The sequence below is a fragment of the Bradyrhizobium diazoefficiens genome (assembly GCF_016616885.1).
Taxonomy (GTDB): Bacteria; Pseudomonadota; Alphaproteobacteria; order Rhizobiales; family Xanthobacteraceae; genus Bradyrhizobium; species Bradyrhizobium diazoefficiens_F.
Window position 1 is genome coordinate 3,223,092 of sequence record NZ_CP067102.1, and the last position, 17,413, is coordinate 3,240,504.

At 65.5% G+C, this 17,413-nt stretch carries 14 protein-coding genes and 2 pseudogenes; 9 read left to right on the forward strand and 7 right to left on the reverse strand.

Annotated elements, in window-relative coordinates:
- Positions 1 to 195: 195 nt before the first annotated feature.
- Positions 196 to 1,005, forward strand: coding sequence for a phytanoyl-CoA dioxygenase (locus JJC00_RS14640; RefSeq protein ID WP_200473248.1), 810 nt, complete (start codon positions 196 to 198; stop codon positions 1,003 to 1,005).
- 214 nt (positions 1,006 to 1,219) lie between these two features.
- Here JJC00_RS14640 and JJC00_RS14645 read toward each other — a convergent pair.
- Positions 1,220 to 1,615: pseudogene (locus tag JJC00_RS14645) on the reverse strand (winged helix-turn-helix transcriptional regulator); the annotation flags it as partial.
- Positions 1,616 to 1,707: 92 nt separating this feature from the next.
- Between JJC00_RS14645 and JJC00_RS14650 the strand changes: the two are divergent.
- From JJC00_RS14650 to JJC00_RS14660, 3 genes and pseudogenes are all read left to right on the forward strand, one after another.
- Positions 1,708 to 2,717, forward strand: a pseudogene (locus JJC00_RS14650) (SDR family oxidoreductase).
- Positions 2,718 to 2,795: 78 nt separating this feature from the next.
- Positions 2,796 to 3,575, forward strand: a complete 780-nt coding sequence (locus JJC00_RS14655; RefSeq protein ID WP_200473249.1) for a 2-keto-4-pentenoate hydratase — start codon at positions 2,796 to 2,798, stop codon at positions 3,573 to 3,575.
- 535 nt (positions 3,576 to 4,110) lie between these two features.
- Complete coding sequence (locus JJC00_RS14660) at positions 4,111 to 4,437, forward strand: DNA-binding protein (RefSeq protein ID WP_200473250.1); 327 nt, start codon at positions 4,111 to 4,113, stop codon at positions 4,435 to 4,437.
- A 233-nt stretch (positions 4,438 to 4,670) separates the two neighbouring features.
- On the opposite strand, the gene flgH is transcribed toward JJC00_RS14660, so the two are convergent.
- The 4 genes from flgH to flgF are packed head-to-tail and all read right to left on the reverse strand — an operon-like array spanning position 4,671 to position 8,155.
- Complete coding sequence (flgH, locus tag JJC00_RS14665) at positions 4,671 to 5,435, reverse strand: flagellar basal body L-ring protein FlgH (RefSeq protein WP_200473251.1); 765 nt, start codon at positions 5,433 to 5,435, stop codon at positions 4,671 to 4,673.
- A 9-nt stretch (positions 5,436 to 5,444) separates the two neighbouring features.
- Entirely contained in the window at positions 5,445 to 6,578 is a 1,134-nt protein-coding gene (flgA, locus tag JJC00_RS14670; protein WP_200473252.1) for a flagellar basal body P-ring formation chaperone FlgA, read from the reverse strand.
- Positions 6,579 to 6,588: 10 nt separating this feature from the next.
- The gene (gene flgG, locus JJC00_RS14675) at positions 6,589 to 7,377 is read right to left on the reverse strand and encodes a flagellar basal-body rod protein FlgG (RefSeq protein WP_027534779.1); all 789 of its coding nucleotides are present in this window, start codon (positions 7,375 to 7,377) and stop codon (positions 6,589 to 6,591) included.
- Positions 7,378 to 7,393: 16 nt separating this feature from the next.
- Complete coding sequence (flgF, locus tag JJC00_RS14680; RefSeq protein WP_200473253.1) at positions 7,394 to 8,155, reverse strand: flagellar basal-body rod protein FlgF; 762 nt, start codon at positions 8,153 to 8,155, stop codon at positions 7,394 to 7,396.
- 384 nt (positions 8,156 to 8,539) lie between these two features.
- Between flgF and fliL the strand changes: the two genes are divergently transcribed.
- The 5 genes from fliL to JJC00_RS14705 all read left to right on the forward strand — a co-directional run bounded on the left by fliL (position 8,540) and on the right by JJC00_RS14705 (position 15,334).
- On the forward strand, positions 8,540 to 9,040 hold the full coding sequence (gene fliL / locus JJC00_RS14685; RefSeq protein ID WP_200473254.1) for a flagellar basal body-associated protein FliL: 501 nt from the start codon (positions 8,540 to 8,542) through the stop codon (positions 9,038 to 9,040).
- A gap of 30 nt (positions 9,041 to 9,070) precedes the next feature.
- Positions 9,071 to 10,273 carry a flagellar motor switch protein FliM gene (gene fliM / locus JJC00_RS14690; protein WP_027534776.1) on the forward strand — a complete coding sequence of 401 codons (1,203 nt, stop codon included), beginning with the start codon at positions 9,071 to 9,073 and terminating at the stop codon, positions 10,271 to 10,273.
- Entirely contained in the window at positions 10,270 to 10,716 is a 447-nt protein-coding gene (locus tag JJC00_RS14695) for a DUF6468 domain-containing protein (RefSeq protein WP_200473255.1), read from the forward strand. The genes fliM and JJC00_RS14695 overlap by 4 nt, the downstream gene beginning before the upstream one ends.
- A 9-nt stretch (positions 10,717 to 10,725) precedes the next feature.
- Positions 10,726 to 11,484: a MotE family protein gene (locus JJC00_RS14700; protein WP_200473256.1), complete on the forward strand. Its 759-nt coding sequence runs from the start codon at positions 10,726 to 10,728 to the stop codon at positions 11,482 to 11,484.
- Between the two features lie 100 nt (positions 11,485 to 11,584).
- Positions 11,585 to 15,334, forward strand: coding sequence for a tetratricopeptide repeat protein (locus tag JJC00_RS14705; RefSeq protein WP_200474121.1), 3,750 nt, complete (start codon positions 11,585 to 11,587; stop codon positions 15,332 to 15,334).
- A 58-nt stretch (positions 15,335 to 15,392) separates the two neighbouring features.
- Here JJC00_RS14705 and fliP read toward each other — a convergent pair whose 3' ends face one another.
- Both fliP and JJC00_RS14715 read right to left on the reverse strand, forming a co-directional pair.
- Positions 15,393 to 16,148 carry a flagellar type III secretion system pore protein FliP gene (fliP, locus tag JJC00_RS14710; RefSeq protein WP_200473257.1) on the reverse strand — a complete coding sequence of 252 codons (756 nt, stop codon included), beginning with the start codon at positions 16,146 to 16,148 and terminating at the stop codon, positions 15,393 to 15,395.
- On the reverse strand, positions 16,145 to 17,089 hold the full coding sequence (locus JJC00_RS14715; protein ID WP_200473258.1) for a flagellar biosynthetic protein FliO: 945 nt from the start codon (positions 17,087 to 17,089) through the stop codon (positions 16,145 to 16,147). The genes fliP and JJC00_RS14715 overlap by 4 nt, the downstream gene beginning before the upstream one ends.
- Between the last annotated feature and the right edge of the window lie 324 nt (positions 17,090 to 17,413).

The window sequence follows — 17,413 nt, forward strand, 5'->3', positions numbered from 1 at the left end:
TAGATTCCCGCCGCCATGATGGTTTGCACTCTCAATATCGCTTCGGTTTTCTTCCTGGGCTGATCCCGCTTCCAGCCGGAAGCGCTGATCGACCGCGCAGGCTGCGCCTGCCGGAACTCCAGTGAACCGAAATGAGCCGGCCGGGTTCCGCATGACGCGGGCCGATGATGGCTGGCGACAGCTTGAGAGACAATCATGGCCGATCGAGATGACACGCGTGCGCTTGAGCCTGCGCAAATCCAGCAATTCATCGAACAGGGCTTTGTCCGGATCGACAACGCCTTTCCCCGCGAACTCGCCGAGCAGGGCCGAGCCATCCTGTGGCGCGATCTGCCGTGCAGCGAGCACGATCCATCGACCTGGACGCGCCCCGTGATCCGGCTGTCCGGCTATGGCGGTCCGCCATTTCGAGAGATCGCCAACATGCCGGTGCTGCATCGCGCGTTCGACCAGCTGGTCGGCGCCGGCCGTTGGCGGGCGCGCAAGGACATCGGCGGCACCTTTCCGGTGCGCTTCCCGCATCCGGACGATCCCGGCGATGCCGGCTGGCATATCGACCTCAGCTTCCCCGGTAAGGACTGCGACCCCAACGAGCAGCACGACTATTCGGCGTGGCGAGCCAACATCGTCTCGCGCGGCCGCGCGCTGCTGATGTTGTTCCTGTTCTCCGATGTTGGCGAGCACGACGCGCCGACGCGGATCAGGAGCGGCTCGCACATGCCAATGGCGCGCTATCTCGCGCCGGCGGGCGAGGCGGGTCGTGCGCGAATGGTGCTGGATGACATGGGAGCCGATTGCGAGATCGCCCTTGCGACGGGTAAGGCGGGCACGGTCTATCTGTGCCATCCTTTCCTGGTGCACGCTGCGCAAAAGCACCGCGGACGGACACCACGCTTCATGGCACAGCCCGACCTTCCTCCGGCCGAGCCCTATCGGCTGGATCGCGCAGACGGTGACTACTCGCCGGTCGAAATTGCAATCCGGATGGCGCTTGGCTACGCCTGAGGCGAGCAGCTTCGGTTTGGTCATGTCGTGGTGCCGTCGCGATCGCGAAAAATGACTCGGGATCAATGAGGTAGAGTCGATTCCTGCAAGCTCACGTGAGTTCACATGAGAAACAGCCTTCACTTCAGGTGCGGGAGGATTTGCGAGTCGCATCAACGAGATCGGCTCGGATGCTGAGGGACTGATCAAGCAGCATCAAGTTTCGCTGCAATCGGGCTTCAAGTGACGCTGCAAGGCGCGCCTCTCCATAACGCCTGGACCAGCTCAATATTTCCTTAAACGCCGGCAGCAGGCCGTAAGCCGCATCCGTCAGCTCGTACTCGACCCGCAACGGCTTCTCCGCGAAGGCGGTGCGCGACACCAGCCCGTCCTGCTCGAGCTCGCGCAGCTGCGTGGTCAGCATGTGCTGGGTGATGCCGCCGATCGACCGCCGCAACGCGCCGAAACGAACCGCGCCGTTCATCAGCGCGAACAGGATCTCCAATTTCCATTTGCCGCCGAGCGCGTGGATGGCGCGCTTGAAATCGGCGAGCAGGGCGGGGTCCGGGCTGCAATCGCAGTCGCCGTCGCAAACGCTGGTCAGGTTTTCCATACCGGTCTCGAAATCCATTCTACTTGTTCCCTTGGGAGATAGTGACCAGATGCGGCCTGGAGCAGGATGGCGGAACCAATTTGCGCACCCGGCATGAGGGGAATTTGGCAATGAGCACTGTTCTGGTCACCGGCGGATCCGGCTTTGTCGGCATCCATGTCGTCCTGCAGCTTCTGGCCGCCGGTCATGCGGTGCGAACGACGGTGCGGCGGCCGGAGCGGCAAGCCGATGTGCTGGACATGCTGCGCGAGGGTGGGGCGGGTTCGCCGGAGAATCTGTCCTTCTTCACCGCGGACCTCACGGCAGACGAGGGCTGGCAGGCGGCGGTGACGGGCTGCGACTACGTGCTCCACGTCGCCTCGCCGCTGTCGACCAGTGTGCCCAAGGACGAGAACGAGATGATTGTGCCTGCCCGCGACGGTACGCTGCGGGTGTTGCGTGCGGCCCGGGACGCCGGCGTCCGGCGGGTCGTCATCACCTCGTCGCTGGGCGCGATCGGCTACGGCCATCCGCCGCGGGACCGGCCGTTCGACGAGACCGAGTGGACCAATCTCGCGGGCAGCGACGTGCAGCCGTATATCAAGTCCAAGACGCTGGCCGAGCGTGCGGCCTGGGATTTCGTCGCGCGCGAGGGCGGCGGGCTCGAATTGTCGGTGATCAACCCCGCCGGCATTTTTGGCCCGGTGCTGGGGCCGGATTTCTCCGGCTCGATCGAGATCGTCAAATCGCTGCTCGACGGCGCCATGCCGGCGGCGTGGTCGACGTGCGCGACGTCGCCGATCTGCATTTGCGGGCGATGACCGCGTCGGAAGCCAAAGGCGAGCGCTTCATCGCCGTGTCCGGCGAGACGCTGTCGATCCTCGACATCGGCAGGGTGCTGCGGCGGGAACTGGGACCAAAAGCGCGCCGGGTTCCGCGGCTCCAGGCCCCGGATTGGCTGGTGCGGCTTGCCGCGCGCCGGATTCCCCGCCTGCAGGCGGTCGTGCCGATGCTCGGCCGCGTCAGGCATTCCACCAGCGCCAAGGCGAGGTCGCAACTCGGCTGGCAGCCCCGTTCCAACGATGAGGCGATCCTCGCCACGGCCGAGAGCCTGATCCGGCTCGGCCTGGTCAAGGCCTAAGAACCAACCGCGCTTGTCAGGCCCGAGCAGGGATGCTCCACTGCCGCCCTCGATTGTGATGCGTGGGAGGCGGCGCCGATGGACAAAATTCTCGAAGCCGCAAAGGCGATCGCGCTGGCGCGCCGCAACCATGCACCGCTTGCGGCACTCGAGGTTCCGCCTGATGACGAAGCCGAGGGCTATCAGGTCCAGCGCGCGCTGCATGACCTTCTATTGAAGAATGTCGGGCCGCTGGTCGGCTACAAGATCGGCTGCACCAGCCAGGTGATGCAGGAGTACATCGGCATCCCGCACCCCTGCGGCGGCGGCGTGTTCCAGAAGGGCGTGCATGACAGCGGCGTCAAGCTCGCCGCCTCCGACTATGTCCGGGTCGGCGTCGAGTGCGAGATCGCCGTGCGCCTGCAGCGCAACCTCGCCGCCGGCGAGGCGCCGTTCACCGCCGAATGGGTCGGCGAAGCGATCGAGGCCTATCATCCCGCGATCGAGATTGTCGACGACCGCTACGTGAAATGGCAGACGATGGGCGCGCCGACGTTGATCGCGGATGATTTCTTTGCAGCCGGTTGCGTGCTCGGCGCCTCCGTTCCGCGCTCGGCGGTGCCGGACCTGAAGGCGGTCAAGGGCCGCGCCCTCGTCAACGGCGAGGAGGTCAGCCACGGCACCGGCGCCGACGTGCTCGGCCATCCCCACAACGCTCTCGCCTGGCTCGCCAACCACCTCGCCGCCGACGGCAAGGGTTTGCATGCGGGGCAGCTCGTGCTGACCGGAAGCCTGGTCAAGACACTGTGGCTGAAAGCCGGCGACAAGGTGCGGATGGAGCTCGACGGGCTGGGCGTGGTGGAGGCGGAGTTTACGTGAGGGCGCCGCGGCACCCTCCGCCGTCATCGACGTAGGTTGCGGCGCGACTTCGTTCTTTCAATCTACATCGCATTCGCAGACATACCTTCGCATCCTCGCGGCATCTCCGCCCGAGTTTTGCAATCGTCTCACCCTCCTGAAGATCAAGAAGGCGCAGGGAAGGCCGGGCGCCGGCTGGCACACGCCCTCTTGTGGAATAGAACATAACGGGAACATAATGGAACGGTCGGATCGTGTCAACAAGAATTTCATTAATCCGAAAATTCTGAAATTGAAAATTGGTAACGAATATGGTACCAAAGGTCAAGATCGCGGAATACAGCACCGATGATCGCAGCCCCTTTCGCGAGTGGCATGATGGGCTTGACGCGCAGGCAGCCGCGGCTGTCTCCGTTGCAATTGGACGGCTCGCCGATGGAAATACCTCGAACGTGAAGTCGATCGGGCACCAAGCAGAGGCAGCAGAGCGACATCAGTGTCGCGCTTCGCCGGTGGCGCGACTACAAGGCACGAAAGCGGAAGAAGGGATGAGCCGATGCCGTTGACCCATAGTTTTCAACAAACCATTCGCGCCCGGGCGGAGCGCGATCCCGCCTTTCGCGAGGCACTGTTTCAGGAGGCGATGCAGTCCCTGTTGCAAGACGACGCCGACTATTGCCGCACCGCGCTCCGGACCTACATCAACGCGACCATCGGTTTCGAGCGGCTGAGCGAGGTGCTCGATCGCCCGCAGAAGAGCTTGATGCGGATGTTCGGGCCGGGCGGAAATCCAACGATGGCCAACCTGATGGCGGTGATCCACGCGCTTCAGAAGGAGACCGGCGTGCATCTGGAGATACGGGCTGTCGCGGATGCGGCGTGAGGAGTGGACGCTCTCTCCAACGTCATTGCGAGGAGCTCTTGCGACGAAGCAATCCAGAGTCTCTCGGCGGATGCATTTCTGGATTGCTTCGCAACGCTCGCAATGACGGAGCGTAAGGTCACACCATCGCCCAAAATACATGCGGCCCTCGCCAGGGGAGCTAGCGAGGGCCGCGTCGTACATCGTCGTTCGCGCCTAGGTTCGCGAACACGATGTGGGAGCTCGGGAGAGACTTAGAAGGGCAGCAGCACGTCCATGACTTGCTGGCCGTAGCGCGGCTGCTGCACGTCCATGATCTGGCCGCGGCCGCCATAGGCGATGCGGGCCTGCGCGATCTTGGTGGAATCGATGGTGTTGTCGCTCTGGATGTCCTCGGGGCGAACGATGCCGGCGACGATCAGTTCGCGGATCTCGTAGTTGACGCGGATCTCCTGCTTGCCTTCGACCACGAGATTGCCGTTCGGCAGCACCTGCGTCACGACCGCGGCGACGTTGGTCTGCAAGGCTTCCTTGCGGTCGACGCTGCCCTTGCCTTCGCTGGAGGCGGTGGAGTCGGCGGTCAGAATGCGGCCGGGCAGAATCTTGTTCGCCTGCGTGATGGTCTTCGCCCCGATGAAGTCGGTAATGCCTGAATCTTCCTTGTTGGTGCGACTGCGCTGGGTGTCGTTCTCGATATTGGCCTTGTCGGTGATGTTGACGGCCACCGTCAGGAGGTCGCCGACCTGGTGGGCGCGCTGATCCTTGAAGAAGGCGCGGCTGCCGTTGCGCCACAGCGAGTTCGGATTGTAGGAGGCGACTTCCGGCTTCGGCATCGGCATCTGCACCGGCTTGTAGCCGGGCTGCGTCGTCGGATTGTCGATCGCCGACAATTTCGGTTGCTCGCCGATCTGCGACAGGCGGTCGATCGAGGAGCAGCCGCTTGCGAGCGCGCAAGTGGCGAGCAGCAGGGCAGAGATCGCAATGCGACGAAGACGGGAAGCCGAACTGAACGAGGACATGACTTACTCTTACTTTGCCTGAGCTTGCGAGACGCGAGCTTGCGGGATCTGGGCTTGTGCGATCTGGGCCGGCGACGCGGGGGCCTGGACCAGGTTCCGGACGAGGGCATCGGTGTCGACGGGGGCGGGCGCTTCGTCACGCCTGAGCGAGGAGGTCTGCTCGACGGCAGCCGGCATCGGCGCGGACTGGCTGGCGCCCTGCACGGTCACCTGGCCGCGGGCGGTGACGACGCCGCTCAGCGTACGCTTGGTCTGCAAATTGAGGACGCTGACGGTGTCGCCCTCGGCGCCGCTCTCGATCGCCTTGCCGCGGGTGGTGAGATAGATCCCCGGGACCTGGTAGATGACGGTGACGCTCTGGTCGCGCGTTACGAATTCGGGCTTGGCGATGTCGGCGGCGCGGATCGGCGTGCCGGCGCGCATCGGCCGGCGCAGCTGCATGCCGACGGCGCGGTCGCGCAGCGCAGGCTCACCGGTCACGTCGGCCTTCGGCCGTCGCTCCTGCGCGACGTCCGAAGATTTCAGCGTCTCGGTGCGTTCGACGTCGCGGGTCAGGACGGCGACCTCCACGGTCTCGATCGCAGTGCCGGTCAACCGCAGCTTGGTCGGCGCGGCGTTGCTGTCGTTGCTGATCTCGAAGGCGAGGTCGAAGCGGCCGCTGCGGGCGTCGTAGCGCGTCGCGACCGGCTGCAGCGCGCCGGAGTTGGAGGCATCGAGCCGCATGTCGGAAACGCCGCGGTCGAAGGTCACGGCGATGTTGGCGGCGCCGCCAAGGCCGAAGCGGCGCTCGAGCGCGGCGGCGACCGCGTTTTCGAGATCCTTGTTGGCAAGGGTGCGGGCCAGCCGCGTGACCTGGACTTCCCTAATATCGCCGGTCATCACGCCGATCACCTGCTTGGCCCGGAGCACGCTCAGGACCTGGGCGACCGGCAGCGCGCCGGTGGTGCCGAGGTCGGGCGAGCGATAGACCGGGATCAGCGCGGCCGAGCCGGCATTGTCGATGAGGTCGCCGACCCGAACCACATCCGAACTGACGGTGACGCTGGCGCGCAGCGTCAGCGCCGCGATGCCGTCGTCGGCGGCCTGCGCCGGCAGCGCCAGCACGAGCAGGGCGGAGAGGGTGATGAGCGTGGTGCGGATCATGATCATCACCTCAGCGGAACAGCGCCGTGGTCGATTGCATCATCTGGTCTGCGGCGCTGATCACCTTGGCGTTCATCTCGTAGGCGCGCTGCGCGGCGATCAGGTCGCTCATCTCCGAGACGACGTCGACATTGGCCTGTTCGAGGCTGCCTTGGGTGATCTTGCCGTAGCCTTCGGAGTTCGCGGTGCCGTCCTGCGGCGCGCCGGACGACGTCGTCTCGGTGAACTGGTTGCTGCCGACCGGCTGCAGGCCCGCCTTGTTGATGAAACGGGTCACGCCGATCTGGCCGAGAATGGTGTTGCTCGACGAGCCCGGCAGCGTCACCGACACCTGGCCCTGCTCGTTGACGGTGATGCCCGAGGCGTTGTTCGGGATCGTGATGGTCGGCTGCACCGGGTTGCCCTGCGCCGTGACGACGCGGCCCTGGTTGTCCATCTGGAACGTGCCGTCGCGGGTGTACTGGTAGGTGCCGTCAGGCATCAGGATCTTGAAGAAGCCTTCGCCGGACATCGCGAGATCGAGGTCGTTGCCGGTCTGCGACAGCGTGCCCTGCGTCATGCTGCGGGGGGTGCCGACGGTCTTGACACCGCCGCCGATGTCGACGCCGACCGGCAGGATGGTGCCTTGGTCCGAGGCCTGCGCGCCGACGCGGCGGACGTGTTCGTAGATCAGGTCCTGGAACGCCGCGGTCTGCTTCTTGAAGCCGGTGGTGCGCAGGTTGGCGATGTTGTTGGAGATCACCTGAACGTTGAGTTCCTGTGCCGCCATTCCGGTCGCAGCGGTGTGGAGCGCTTGCATGTCAGTGGTCCCCTCGTCAGGCCGGAACGTCGGCGAGCTTTTCGATCGCCGATTTGTGGAGGTCGCTCTGCTGCTGGAGCAGGTTGGCGATCGCGGTGTAGCTGCGCATGACCTCGACCATGCGGCTCATCTCGCCGACCGAATTCACGTTCGACTTCTCGATGTAGCCCTGCTGCAGGGTGGACTTGGAGTCGGTCTGCTGGTTGGCGGAGCCGGCGCTATAGAGATTGGCGCCGAGCTTGGTCAGCTTGGCCGGATCGTCGAACGACACCATGCGGATCTTGCCGCGGATCGAGTCGGTCTTGGCCGTGCCTTCGAGCACCGTGACGGTGCCGTCGGCGGCGACGTTGATGTCATGGTCGGTCGGCTGGAACACGATCGGGCCGCCGGTGCCGAGCACGAGATTGCCATCGGAGGTCATGAGCTGGCCGGTGCTGCTCAGCGCGAACTTGCCGTCGCGGGTGTAACGCTCGGCGCCATTGGCCTGCACCGCGAAAAACGCGTTGCCGCTGATCGCCATGTCGAGCGGGTTGTTGGTCGCCTCCATCGGCCCCTGGCCGACGTCACGGTAGGTGCCGCGGTCCTGCACATAGGAGACCCGGCGGTCGGAGCCGACGAAATTGTCCTCATGTGCGTTCGAGTTGAGGTACTCCTCGAACAGCGAATGGTCGGCCTTGAAGCCGTTGGTGTTGGCATTGGCGACGTTGTTGGCGATGACATCCATCTGCCGTTCCAACGTCATCTGCCGTGACAAGCCGATCAGAAGCGCATTCTGCATCGGTCAATCTCCCCTGCATGAGATCTGCCATTTCGCTCTCCCAAGCGCCCTGGCCGATCCGTGAACGAGGCCGTCGGGTTCTCCCAAACCGTTCGGTCTCGCCCCTTTCTCAGCGAAAGCCGTGCCAACTTGAAATAATGCGCAAATACAATGGGTTGGCTATTTTCCGGCGGCGCGGGTGGGGGGCAGAAAGGTTCTGTTAGCCATGTTTGCCCGGCAGATTTTTCCTAGCGGAGGCCCAATCGAAAGATTCCGTTAACCATTATTACCGTAGCGTTTGCTTGTAAGAGGAGCGCTTTGCGCTGGGGCATTTGTATCGCGTCACTGTCTGCCAGGAGGCTTCGCTCTTTCGACCCATTTTGAGATGAGCGAGCCCGGACGATCATGGCAGAGAATGAAGCGGAAGGCGGCGCAACCGCCGAAGGCGCGGAAGCCGCTGCCCCCAAAAGCAAGTTCAAGCTGATCCTGATCATTGTCGGCGCGCTGGTCGTGCTCGGCGGCGGCGCCGCAACCTGGTTCCTGTTCTTCCGCCATGGCGAAGACGAGCACCATGCCGAGGCGGCGCCCCCGCCGAAGCCGCCGGTCTTCGTCGAAGTGCCCGACATGATGGTCAACCTCGCCGGCGCGCCCGGCGAACGCGTGCAATATCTCAAGCTCAAGATCGTGCTCGAGCTGAAGGAAGAGAAGCAGGTCGAGGCGATCAAGCCGACGATGCCGCGCGTGACCGACATCTTCCAGACCTATGTGCGCGAGCTCCGCTCCTCCGACCTCAACGGCTCCGCCGGCGTCTTCCGCCTCAAGGAAGAGCTGACCAAGCGCGTCAACGCCGCGGTCGCGCCGGTGCAGGTCAGCGCGGTGCTGTTCAAGGAAGTCGTGCTCCAGTGAGGATGCTGCGGAAGGGGACGGGCTAGCGTCATGGCCGGCAACGAGCAGATGGACCAGGATGCGATTGCCGCCCAATGGGAGGCGTCGCTCGATTCCGAGGATCCCGCGGAGGCCGCGAAGGCTGCTGCCGAAAACGAACTATCGGAGACCATGGCCCTGCAATGGGCGGCCATGGTCGAGGATGGCAGCCGCGATCTCGGCAACGGCAAGAACTCCGGCGAGCGGGTGCTGTCGCAGGAGGAGATCGACAATCTCCTCGGCTTCACCGTCGGCGACGTCACGCTCGACGACCATTCCGGCATCCGCGCGATCATCGATTCGGCGATGGTCTCCTACGAGCGTCTGCCGATGCTCGAAATCGTCTTCGACCGCCTAGTGCGGTTGCTGACGACGTCCTTGCGCAATTTCACCTCCGACAACGTCGAAGTCTCGCTCGACCGCATCACCTCGGTGCGCTTCGGCGACTACATGAACTCGATCCCGCTGCCTGCCGTGCTCTCGGTCTTCAAGGCCGAGGAGTGGGACAATTTCGGCATGGCGACGGTCGATTCCAGTCTGATCTACTCGATGATCGACGTGCTGCTCGGTGGCCGCCGCGGTTCGAGCCAGCTCCGCATCGAGGGGCGGCCCTACACCACGATCGAGACCGAGCTGGTCAAGCGCCTGGTCGAGGTGGTGCTGGCGGACGCCGAGCAGGCGTTCCGGCCGCTGTCGCCGGTAACCTTCACGATCGACCGGCTCGAGACCAATCCGCGCTTCGCCGCGATCAGCCGTCCCGCCAACGCCGCGATCCTGGTGCGCCTGCGCATCGACATGGAAGATCGCGGCGGTAACATCGAACTGCTGTTGCCTTACGCGACCATCGAACCGATCCGGGCCGTCCTGCTCCAGATGTTCATGGGCGAGAAGTTCGGCCGCGACCCGATCTGGGAAGGCCATTTCGCCACCGAGATCGTGCAGGCCGAGATTTCCGTCGACGCCGTGCTCTACGAGGCCGACATTCCGCTCAAGCAGCTGATGCGGCTGAAGGTCGGCGACACGCTGCCGCTGGACATGCGCGCCGATGCCAATGTCACCGTGCGCTGCGGCGACGTCACGATCACCGAAGGACGCATGGGCCGGGTCGGGGAGCGCGTTGCGATCCGCGTGACGAAACCCCTGCGCAAGCCAAGTACGACACTTGCGATGTTCGAGAAGGTGGACGAACAGAACAAGCTAATGGAGGCCCCATGAACCACTCCCTGGGAATGGCGATCGAGACGCTGGTGGCTATCCTGCTGATGCTCACGATCGGCTACTGCATCCTGCTCAACAAGCGGCTGACGCGGCTGAAGGCGGACGAGCATTCGCTGAAGGCTGTGATCGGCGAGCTCATCACCGCGACCGAGATCGCCGAGCGCGCGATCGGCGGGCTCAAGCTCGCGGTGCGCGACGTCAACGAGAATCTCGGCAGCCAGCTTGCCGCCGCCACGCAGATGTCCGACCAGCTCCACAAGCAGCTCGGCGAGGCCGATAACGTGGTGCGTCGCCTCTCCAAGATCGCGATCGCGGCGCGCCCCGTCACGAATCCGGACATGGCGACCGCGCCCGCGGCCAAGCCGTCTCCGGCGAAGGCGGTGGCAGCCGCCGCCGAAGCCTTCTCCGAGCGCCGAAGGTCCAACGGCCTTGCTGCATAAAGTCAGGGTATGAAGTCCTTTCGTAACATCCGCGTCATTCCGGTCGTCCTGGTTGCGGTCGCAGGTCTCGCCACACTGAAAGTGGCGGGGCTCGTGATCAATGGCGGCTATGTCTTCGACTACCAGCCGAAGCAAGTGAAGAAGTCCTGGGCGCAGGAGAATTTGAATTTTCCCGGGGGCGAGGACCCTGACATCACCGGCTCGACGCATGGCGCGCCGAAGGAAGCGCCGAAGCCGGCCGCGCCCGAGACCAAGCCCGAGGGCACCCCGGTCAAGATGGACGAGGCTCAGCCGCAGGTTTCGGCCTCGGAGCGCGCGATCCTGGAACGGCTGCAGGCGCGCCGCCAGGAGATCGAGTCCCGCCAGCGCGAGATCGATATCCGCGAGAGCCTTTTGAAGTCGGCCGAGAAGCGCATCGAGAACAAGGTCGAGGAGATGAAGGCGGTGGAATCCCGCATCACCGCGACTCAGGCCGAGCAGAAGGCCGCGGAGGCCCAGCGCTTGAAGGGCCTCGTGACCATGTATGAGGGCATGAAGCCCAAGGACGCCGCGCGGGTGTTCGACCGGCTGGAAATGGGCGTGCTGATCGAGATCGCCTCGGCGATCGCTCCGCGCAAGATGTCCGACATCCTCGGATTGATGTCGTCCGAAGCTGCCGAGCGGCTGACGGTCGAGATGGCGCGCCGCGCCAATGGGGGCGGGGATCAGGCTGCTTCCGCCGGCGATCTTCCCAAGATCGACGGCAAGCCGACGCAAAAGCCGAATTGAGGACTCATACTTAAGAAGTCCTTAATTGGCAAAACCTACATTCGAAGGCATGGGCCGGCACCAGTGCCGGCGTGGACCCGTCGAGCTGGAAGAATTGCCAATGGCGCGAGAGGCTGCCGCTGGAATTGTGTCGCGAGCCCGCGCTTCGGCGCTGGGGCTGTCGCGCCATGTCCGGAAAGCGCACGTGCTGGCAGCCTGCCTCCTGATCAGCCTTGGAGCGCCCGCGCGTGCCGCTGATGCGGTCCGGGGCGAGGCGAGTTTTTCGGCCGGTGGCGGCTTTGCCCGTCTCGTCATCAAGCTCGGCGAGGACGTTCCCTCCGAGGTGACGACCGCCGGCTCCATTCTCATCATCCGCTTCGACCGTCCCGTCGACGTTCCCGTCGAACGCGTGCCGGAAGGCGCGCCCGACTACGTCAACTCTGCCCGGCGCGATCCCGACGGCAGCGCTATCCGGCTGTCGCTGGCGCGGCGCGTCACCGTCAACACCATGAATGCCGGCGAGCGTACCTTCGTCGATCTGATGCCGGAAGGCTGGAAGGGGCCGCCACCGAGCCTGCCTCAGGAGGTGGTCAAGGAACTCGCCGAGCGCGCGCGCGCCGCCGAGCGCGCACTACGCGCCCAGCGCGCCGCGGCCGAAGGCAAGAAGCGTCCGCCGATCCGCGTGCGCGCCTCGATGCAGCCGACCTTCGTGCGCTTCGTGTTCGAGATGCCCGACGGCGTCGGCGTCTCCTCCGTGCTCAACGAGCAGAAGCTGACGCTCGCCTTCAACGCCAATCTCAGCTTCGACCTCGCGGATGCCGTCGTCGCCGCACCGCCGAACGTCGCCTCGATCAAGCAGAAGTCCGATATCGACCAGACCAGCATCGAGATCGCGCTGATCGGCGATTCCGACGTGCACTCCTTCCGCGACGACAAGAACTACGTCGTCGACATCGCCTTCCAGCCCGACAAGGGCAAGATGGCGGCGACGCCCGAAGCCGCGATCGCGAAAGCCGAAGCCGGCGGTCATGGGCCGGCCGCTGAAAAGCCGGCGGCCGCGAAGCCGAATGACGCTCATGGCGAGATCAAGCCGCCGACCTCGGAGACGATCGCGCGCGAAGCCAAGATCGAGGTCAAGCCCGAGGTGAAATCGGAGGCGAAGCCGGAAGCGCCCGCTGCGATGCCGCCCGCCGAGGCGCCAAAGCCGGCACCGGCGATCACCTCGACCGAAGCTCCGCACGTCACGGAAGCGCCCAAGCCTGTGCCGCCCGCAATGGAAGCCGCCGCGCCGGCTGTTCCTGCGAAGCCGGTGGTAACCGAAGCTGTCAACGAGGCCGTGAAGGAAGCCGCGAAGGAGCCGGTCAAGGAAGCGCCCAGGGAGGCGATCAAGCCTGCGCCCGTCGAGGCCCAAGCTTCGCCACCGCCCGCGGCGGCCAGCGTCGATGCGCGTCGCGACAGCGACGGCCTGCGCGTGACGTTCCCGATTCCTGTTGCAACGCCGGCCGCCGCGTTCCGCCGCGGCGACACGGTGTGGCTGGTGTTCGACACGCCAAAGCCGATTGACGTCGAGGCGATCCGCGCCCGAGGCGGCGCGATGATCGGCGAGGTCAGCCGCATGCCGCTCGCGAAGGGGCAGGCGGTGCGCATCCGTCTCACCCGTCCGCTGGTCTACTCGCTGACCAGCGAGGAGGTCGGCAAGGAGACCAACTGGCTGTTGACGCTCGCCGACAAGATCCAGGCAACGCCGTTGCCGCTGATGATGTCGCGCAACATCACCGATCCCGCGCTCGCCAACATCGCCATTCCTTTTGCCAATCCAGGCCTGCTGCACAAGCTCACCGACCCCGATGCCGGCGACATGCTCTATGTCGTCACCGCGCAGCGGCCGGTCCGCGGCTTCATCAAGCGGCAGGATCTCGTCGATCTCTCGCTGCTGGAATCCGCCCATGGCATCGCGATCCGGCCGAACTCGGACGAGGTCGGCGTCGAGGTCGGATCGGACAAGGTCATTCTCGGCAAGAAGAGTGGCCTGACGCTGTCGCCGGTCGACGTCTCGGCGGAGCGCGCACCGACGGCGGTGCGGCCGGTCTTCAATCCCGAGGGCTGGCGCAAGGGCCAGGCGGAAGATTTCTGGACCCGCCAGAGCGATCTGATCACGGCGATCTCGGCCGTCGAGCCGGCGCAGCGTTCGCTGCCGCGGCTCGATCTCGCCCAGTTCTACATGTCGCGCGCGATGTATCACGAAGCCAAGTCCGTGACCGAATTGATGCTGAGCGATCCCCTCAACAAGGAGGAGAGCAGTGCGCTGATTATCCACGCCATCGCGAGCATCCTGATCGGGCGGCCGGCACAGGGCCTGAAGGATCTCGCCAATCCCGTGATCGGCAACAGTCACGATTCCCAGCTCTGGAAGGCGCTCGCCTATGCGCGCCAGGGCAAATGGGCGGACGCCCGCGAAAAATTCAAGAATGTCGAATTCGCCATCGCCTCGCTGCCGCTCGACATCCAGCGCATCGTGACGATGGATGCGATGCGCGCCTCGCTCGAGGTGAAGGACTATGCCGGCGCTTCCAAGCGCCGCGGCGAGATCGAGGTGGTCGGCGTGTCGCCAGAGGCCGGGCCCGGCTTTGCCGTGCTGCACGGCCGGCTCGCCGAGGCGCTCGGCCACGACAAGGACGCGCTCGACGACTACAAATTCGCCGCCGCCTCGAACGACCGGCCGGCCGCCGCCGAAGCCAAGCAGCTCCAGGTCGCGCTGCGGCAGAAGCGTGACGAGATCAGCAAGGAAGACGCGCTGAAGGAGCTCGAGACGCTGTCGATGACCTGGCGCGGCGACGCGATCGAGGTCAAGACGCTGCAGATGCTGTCGCAGCTTTATTCCGAGAACGGACGCTATCGCGACGCGCTCACCGCGGCGCGCACCGCGACCAGGCTGCAGCCGAACGCGGAAGCCTCGCGCCAGGCGCAGGATCTGGCGTCGGACCTGTTCACGCAGATCTTCCTCGGGCCGAAGGGCGATGAGCTGCCGCCGGTCGAGGCGCTCGGGATGTTCTACGAGTTCCGCGAGCTGACGCCGATCGGCCGACGCGGTGACGAACTGATCCGGCGCCTGGCCGATCGTCTCGCCTCGATCGATCTGCTCGACCAGGCCGCCGAGCTCCTGCAATACCAGGTCGACCACCGGCTCGAAGGCGCGGCGCGCGCGCAGGTCGCCGCGCGTCTTGCCATGATCTATCTCGCCAACCGCAAGCCCGACATGGCGATCACGGCGCTGCGCGCAAGCCGCATCAGCGACCTCTCCGGCGAGTTGCGGCAGCAGCGCCTGCTGCTCGAGGCGCGCGCGCAGAGCGATGTCGGCCGCCATGACCTCGCGCTCGACATCGTTTCCAACGTCAGTGGGCGCGAGGTGCTGCGGCTGCGGTCCGACATCTTCTGGGCGGGGCGGCGCTGGCGCGAATCCGCCGAGCAGATCGAGCTCTATTACGGCGACCGCTTCCGCGACTTCAAGCCGCTCAACGCGGTGGAGAAGAGCGACATCATCCGTGCCGCCGTCGGCTATGCGCTCGCCGACGACTCGATCGGGCTGTCGCGCTTCCGCGAGAAATACGCCCCCCTGATGAGCGAGAGCGCCGACCGGCTCGCCTTCGACATCGCCAGCAAGCCGGCCGCGGCGTCCAGCGCCGAATTCGCCGAGATTGCGAAACTTGCCGCAAGCGTCGACACGCTCGACGGCTTCCTCCGCGAGATGAAGCAGCGCTTCCCCGATGCCACTGCGCGCGCACCCGCCGCTCCGCAGGCCAAGGACGAGACCGATCATACCGGCTCGCTACCGACGATCCCCGTCGTGCGGCAGATCAAGATGACGCGGTAGGACCCCTGCTGCTGGCCTCTCGACCGAAGCCCGGCGATGACAGCGGAAGTCGCCGCCACTACCCCCCGTAACTCTGCACCAGACTTCCCGCCACCAGCGACCAGCCGTCGACCAGCACGAAGAAGATCAGCTTGAAAGGTAGCGAGATCGTCGCGGGCGGCAGCATCATCATGCCCATCGACATCAGCACCGAGGCGACGACGAGGTCGATGATCAGGAAGGGGAGGAACAGCAGGAAGCCGATCTCGAAGGCGCGCTTCAGCTCGGAGATCATGAAGGCGGGGACGAGGATGCGCAGCGCGAGCTCGTCGGGTGTCGCCGGCGGCGGCTCGCCGGAGAGATCGAGAAACAGCTTCAGGTCTTTCTCGCGCACGTTCTTCTGCATGAAGCCGCGCAAGGGGACGGCGGCGCGCTGCAGCGCGTCCTCGACGCCGATCTGGTTGGCGACGAGCGGGCGGATGCCGTCGTCGTAGGATTTCTGCAGCACCGGTCCCATCACGAAGAAGGTGAGGAACATCGCCAGCGCCAGGATCACCGAGTTGGGCGGCGCGGTCGCCGTGCCCATCGCGGTGCGCAGCAGCGACAGCACGACCACGATGCGCGTGAACGACGTCATCATGATCAGGATCGACGGTGCGATCGACAGCACCGTGAGCAGCGCGATCAGCTGGATCGCGCGCTCGGTGACGCCACCGCCGCCCTGGCCACCGAGATTGATGCTGATATCCTGCGCATGCGCAGGGGTGGCGAGCAAGGCCGCGGCGATCAGAACAGAAGGAACAAGAACTCTACGCGGGAATGACGGCAGCCTCACGAAGACGGCTTCGGACGGCCGAGCAGCGAGGCCATCTCGTCTTCGAGATTTTCAAAGCTGGTCTTTTCCGGAGCCGGCCTGGCCGGCGGCGCCGGAGGAGGGGACGGCGGCTCGGCGCGGGCAGCGCGCGGCGGCGGCGCGGGCGGATCCGGGGCAACCGGCGGGGCGATGGTCTCGCCGCCGGGACGACGGAGCGCCGCCTCGAGGCGCTGGGCCATCTCGGCGAGATTTTGCTCGGCACTCGACGGCGCGGCGCTAGCCGCCGGCGGCGGAACGGGCGGAGCCTGCGGCACGGGCGGCGGAGGCGGTGGCGGCGGCGCGGCCGCGCGCTCGGCACGCACCGGCGGCACCTTCACCGGCTCGCTCTGACGCGGCGGGCGCGGCATCAGCGGCGGCTCGCTGCGCGCAACGCGCGGCGGCATCGGGTCGGGCGAAAAACCGCCAAGCGCCGGTTCGCCGCGGCGCTCAGTCAGAGCGGGCGCCGGCCGGCGGACTTCGTCGGCGAAGGACGGACGTGCCGGCTGCGGCGGCGGCTCGGGCATCTGCGGCTCGGGATGATCGAGCACTTCGGGGCGCGGCGCTTCGTCGGCCCAGCTGCCGGCATCGGGCATCGGGGCGAGGCGCGGCGGCTCGGCTACGCTGGGACGCTGCGGAATCTGGTCGCGGCCGGCTGCGGCGCGCACGATATTCGGCTCGACGACGATGTCGGTCGGGCCGCCGATCATCAGGAGATGTTCGACATTGTCACGCCGCACCAGCACCAGGCGCCGGCGTCCATCGACTGCGGCCGCGTCGATCACGGCGAGCCGGGGCATCCTGCCGCGCTGGGTGTTGGCGCCGAGCCGGGTGGTCGCGAATCGGCGGACCAGCCACGCCGCGACGCCGATCAACGCCAGCACGACGATGAACGCGACGATGAAAGTGATAGGGCTACCGTTCATACCTGTCCCCGGCAAATGGCGCTTCTCTCGTGCCTATGGTCGGATGCGCCGACCACCGGCGTGCGATGCCCCAAAAACTGCGATCTTTTAACGTCCCGCGGCAAGTTTTGCCGTCCCCAACTCTTAATAACCCATGAATCGCCCGATCCAAAATGACTTCTTGGCCTCTGCAGGGGGCGCCAAGCGGTTGGGTTAATGCGGCTTTTGGAATGGGTCAAATCACGGGGGAAGCATGGCTTGTCTCAATCGGAAACACGCATCCGCCGCGCCTTAACCACCTGTTAACCATACACGCGGCAAATTCTGCCTAGCTTCGGACCTCAG

Coding starts and splice junctions, on each gene's coding strand:
- JJC00_RS14640 (WP_200473248.1), top strand. CDS start 196: ATGGCCGATCGAGATGACACGCGTGCGCTTGAGCCTGCGCAAATCCAG.
- JJC00_RS14655 (WP_200473249.1), top strand. CDS start 2,796: ATGGACAAAATTCTCGAAGCCGCAAAGGCGATCGCGCTGGCGCGCCGC.
- JJC00_RS14660 (WP_200473250.1), top strand. CDS start 4,111: ATGCCGTTGACCCATAGTTTTCAACAAACCATTCGCGCCCGGGCGGAG.
- flgH (WP_200473251.1), bottom strand. CDS start 5,435: ATGTCCTCGTTCAGTTCGGCTTCCCGTCTTCGTCGCATTGCGATCTCT.
- flgA (WP_200473252.1), bottom strand. CDS start 6,578: ATGATCCGCACCACGCTCATCACCCTCTCCGCCCTGCTCGTGCTGGCG.
- flgG (WP_027534779.1), bottom strand. CDS start 7,377: ATGCAAGCGCTCCACACCGCTGCGACCGGAATGGCGGCACAGGAACTC.
- flgF (WP_200473253.1), bottom strand. CDS start 8,155: ATGCAGAATGCGCTTCTGATCGGCTTGTCACGGCAGATGACGTTGGAA.
- fliL (WP_200473254.1), top strand. CDS start 8,540: ATGGCAGAGAATGAAGCGGAAGGCGGCGCAACCGCCGAAGGCGCGGAA.
- fliM (WP_027534776.1), top strand. CDS start 9,071: ATGGCCGGCAACGAGCAGATGGACCAGGATGCGATTGCCGCCCAATGG.
- JJC00_RS14695 (WP_200473255.1), top strand. CDS start 10,270: ATGAACCACTCCCTGGGAATGGCGATCGAGACGCTGGTGGCTATCCTG.
- JJC00_RS14700 (WP_200473256.1), top strand. CDS start 10,726: ATGAAGTCCTTTCGTAACATCCGCGTCATTCCGGTCGTCCTGGTTGCG.
- JJC00_RS14705 (WP_200474121.1), top strand. CDS start 11,585: ATGGCGCGAGAGGCTGCCGCTGGAATTGTGTCGCGAGCCCGCGCTTCG.
- JJC00_RS14715 (WP_200473258.1), bottom strand. CDS start 17,089: ATGAACGGTAGCCCTATCACTTTCATCGTCGCGTTCATCGTCGTGCTG.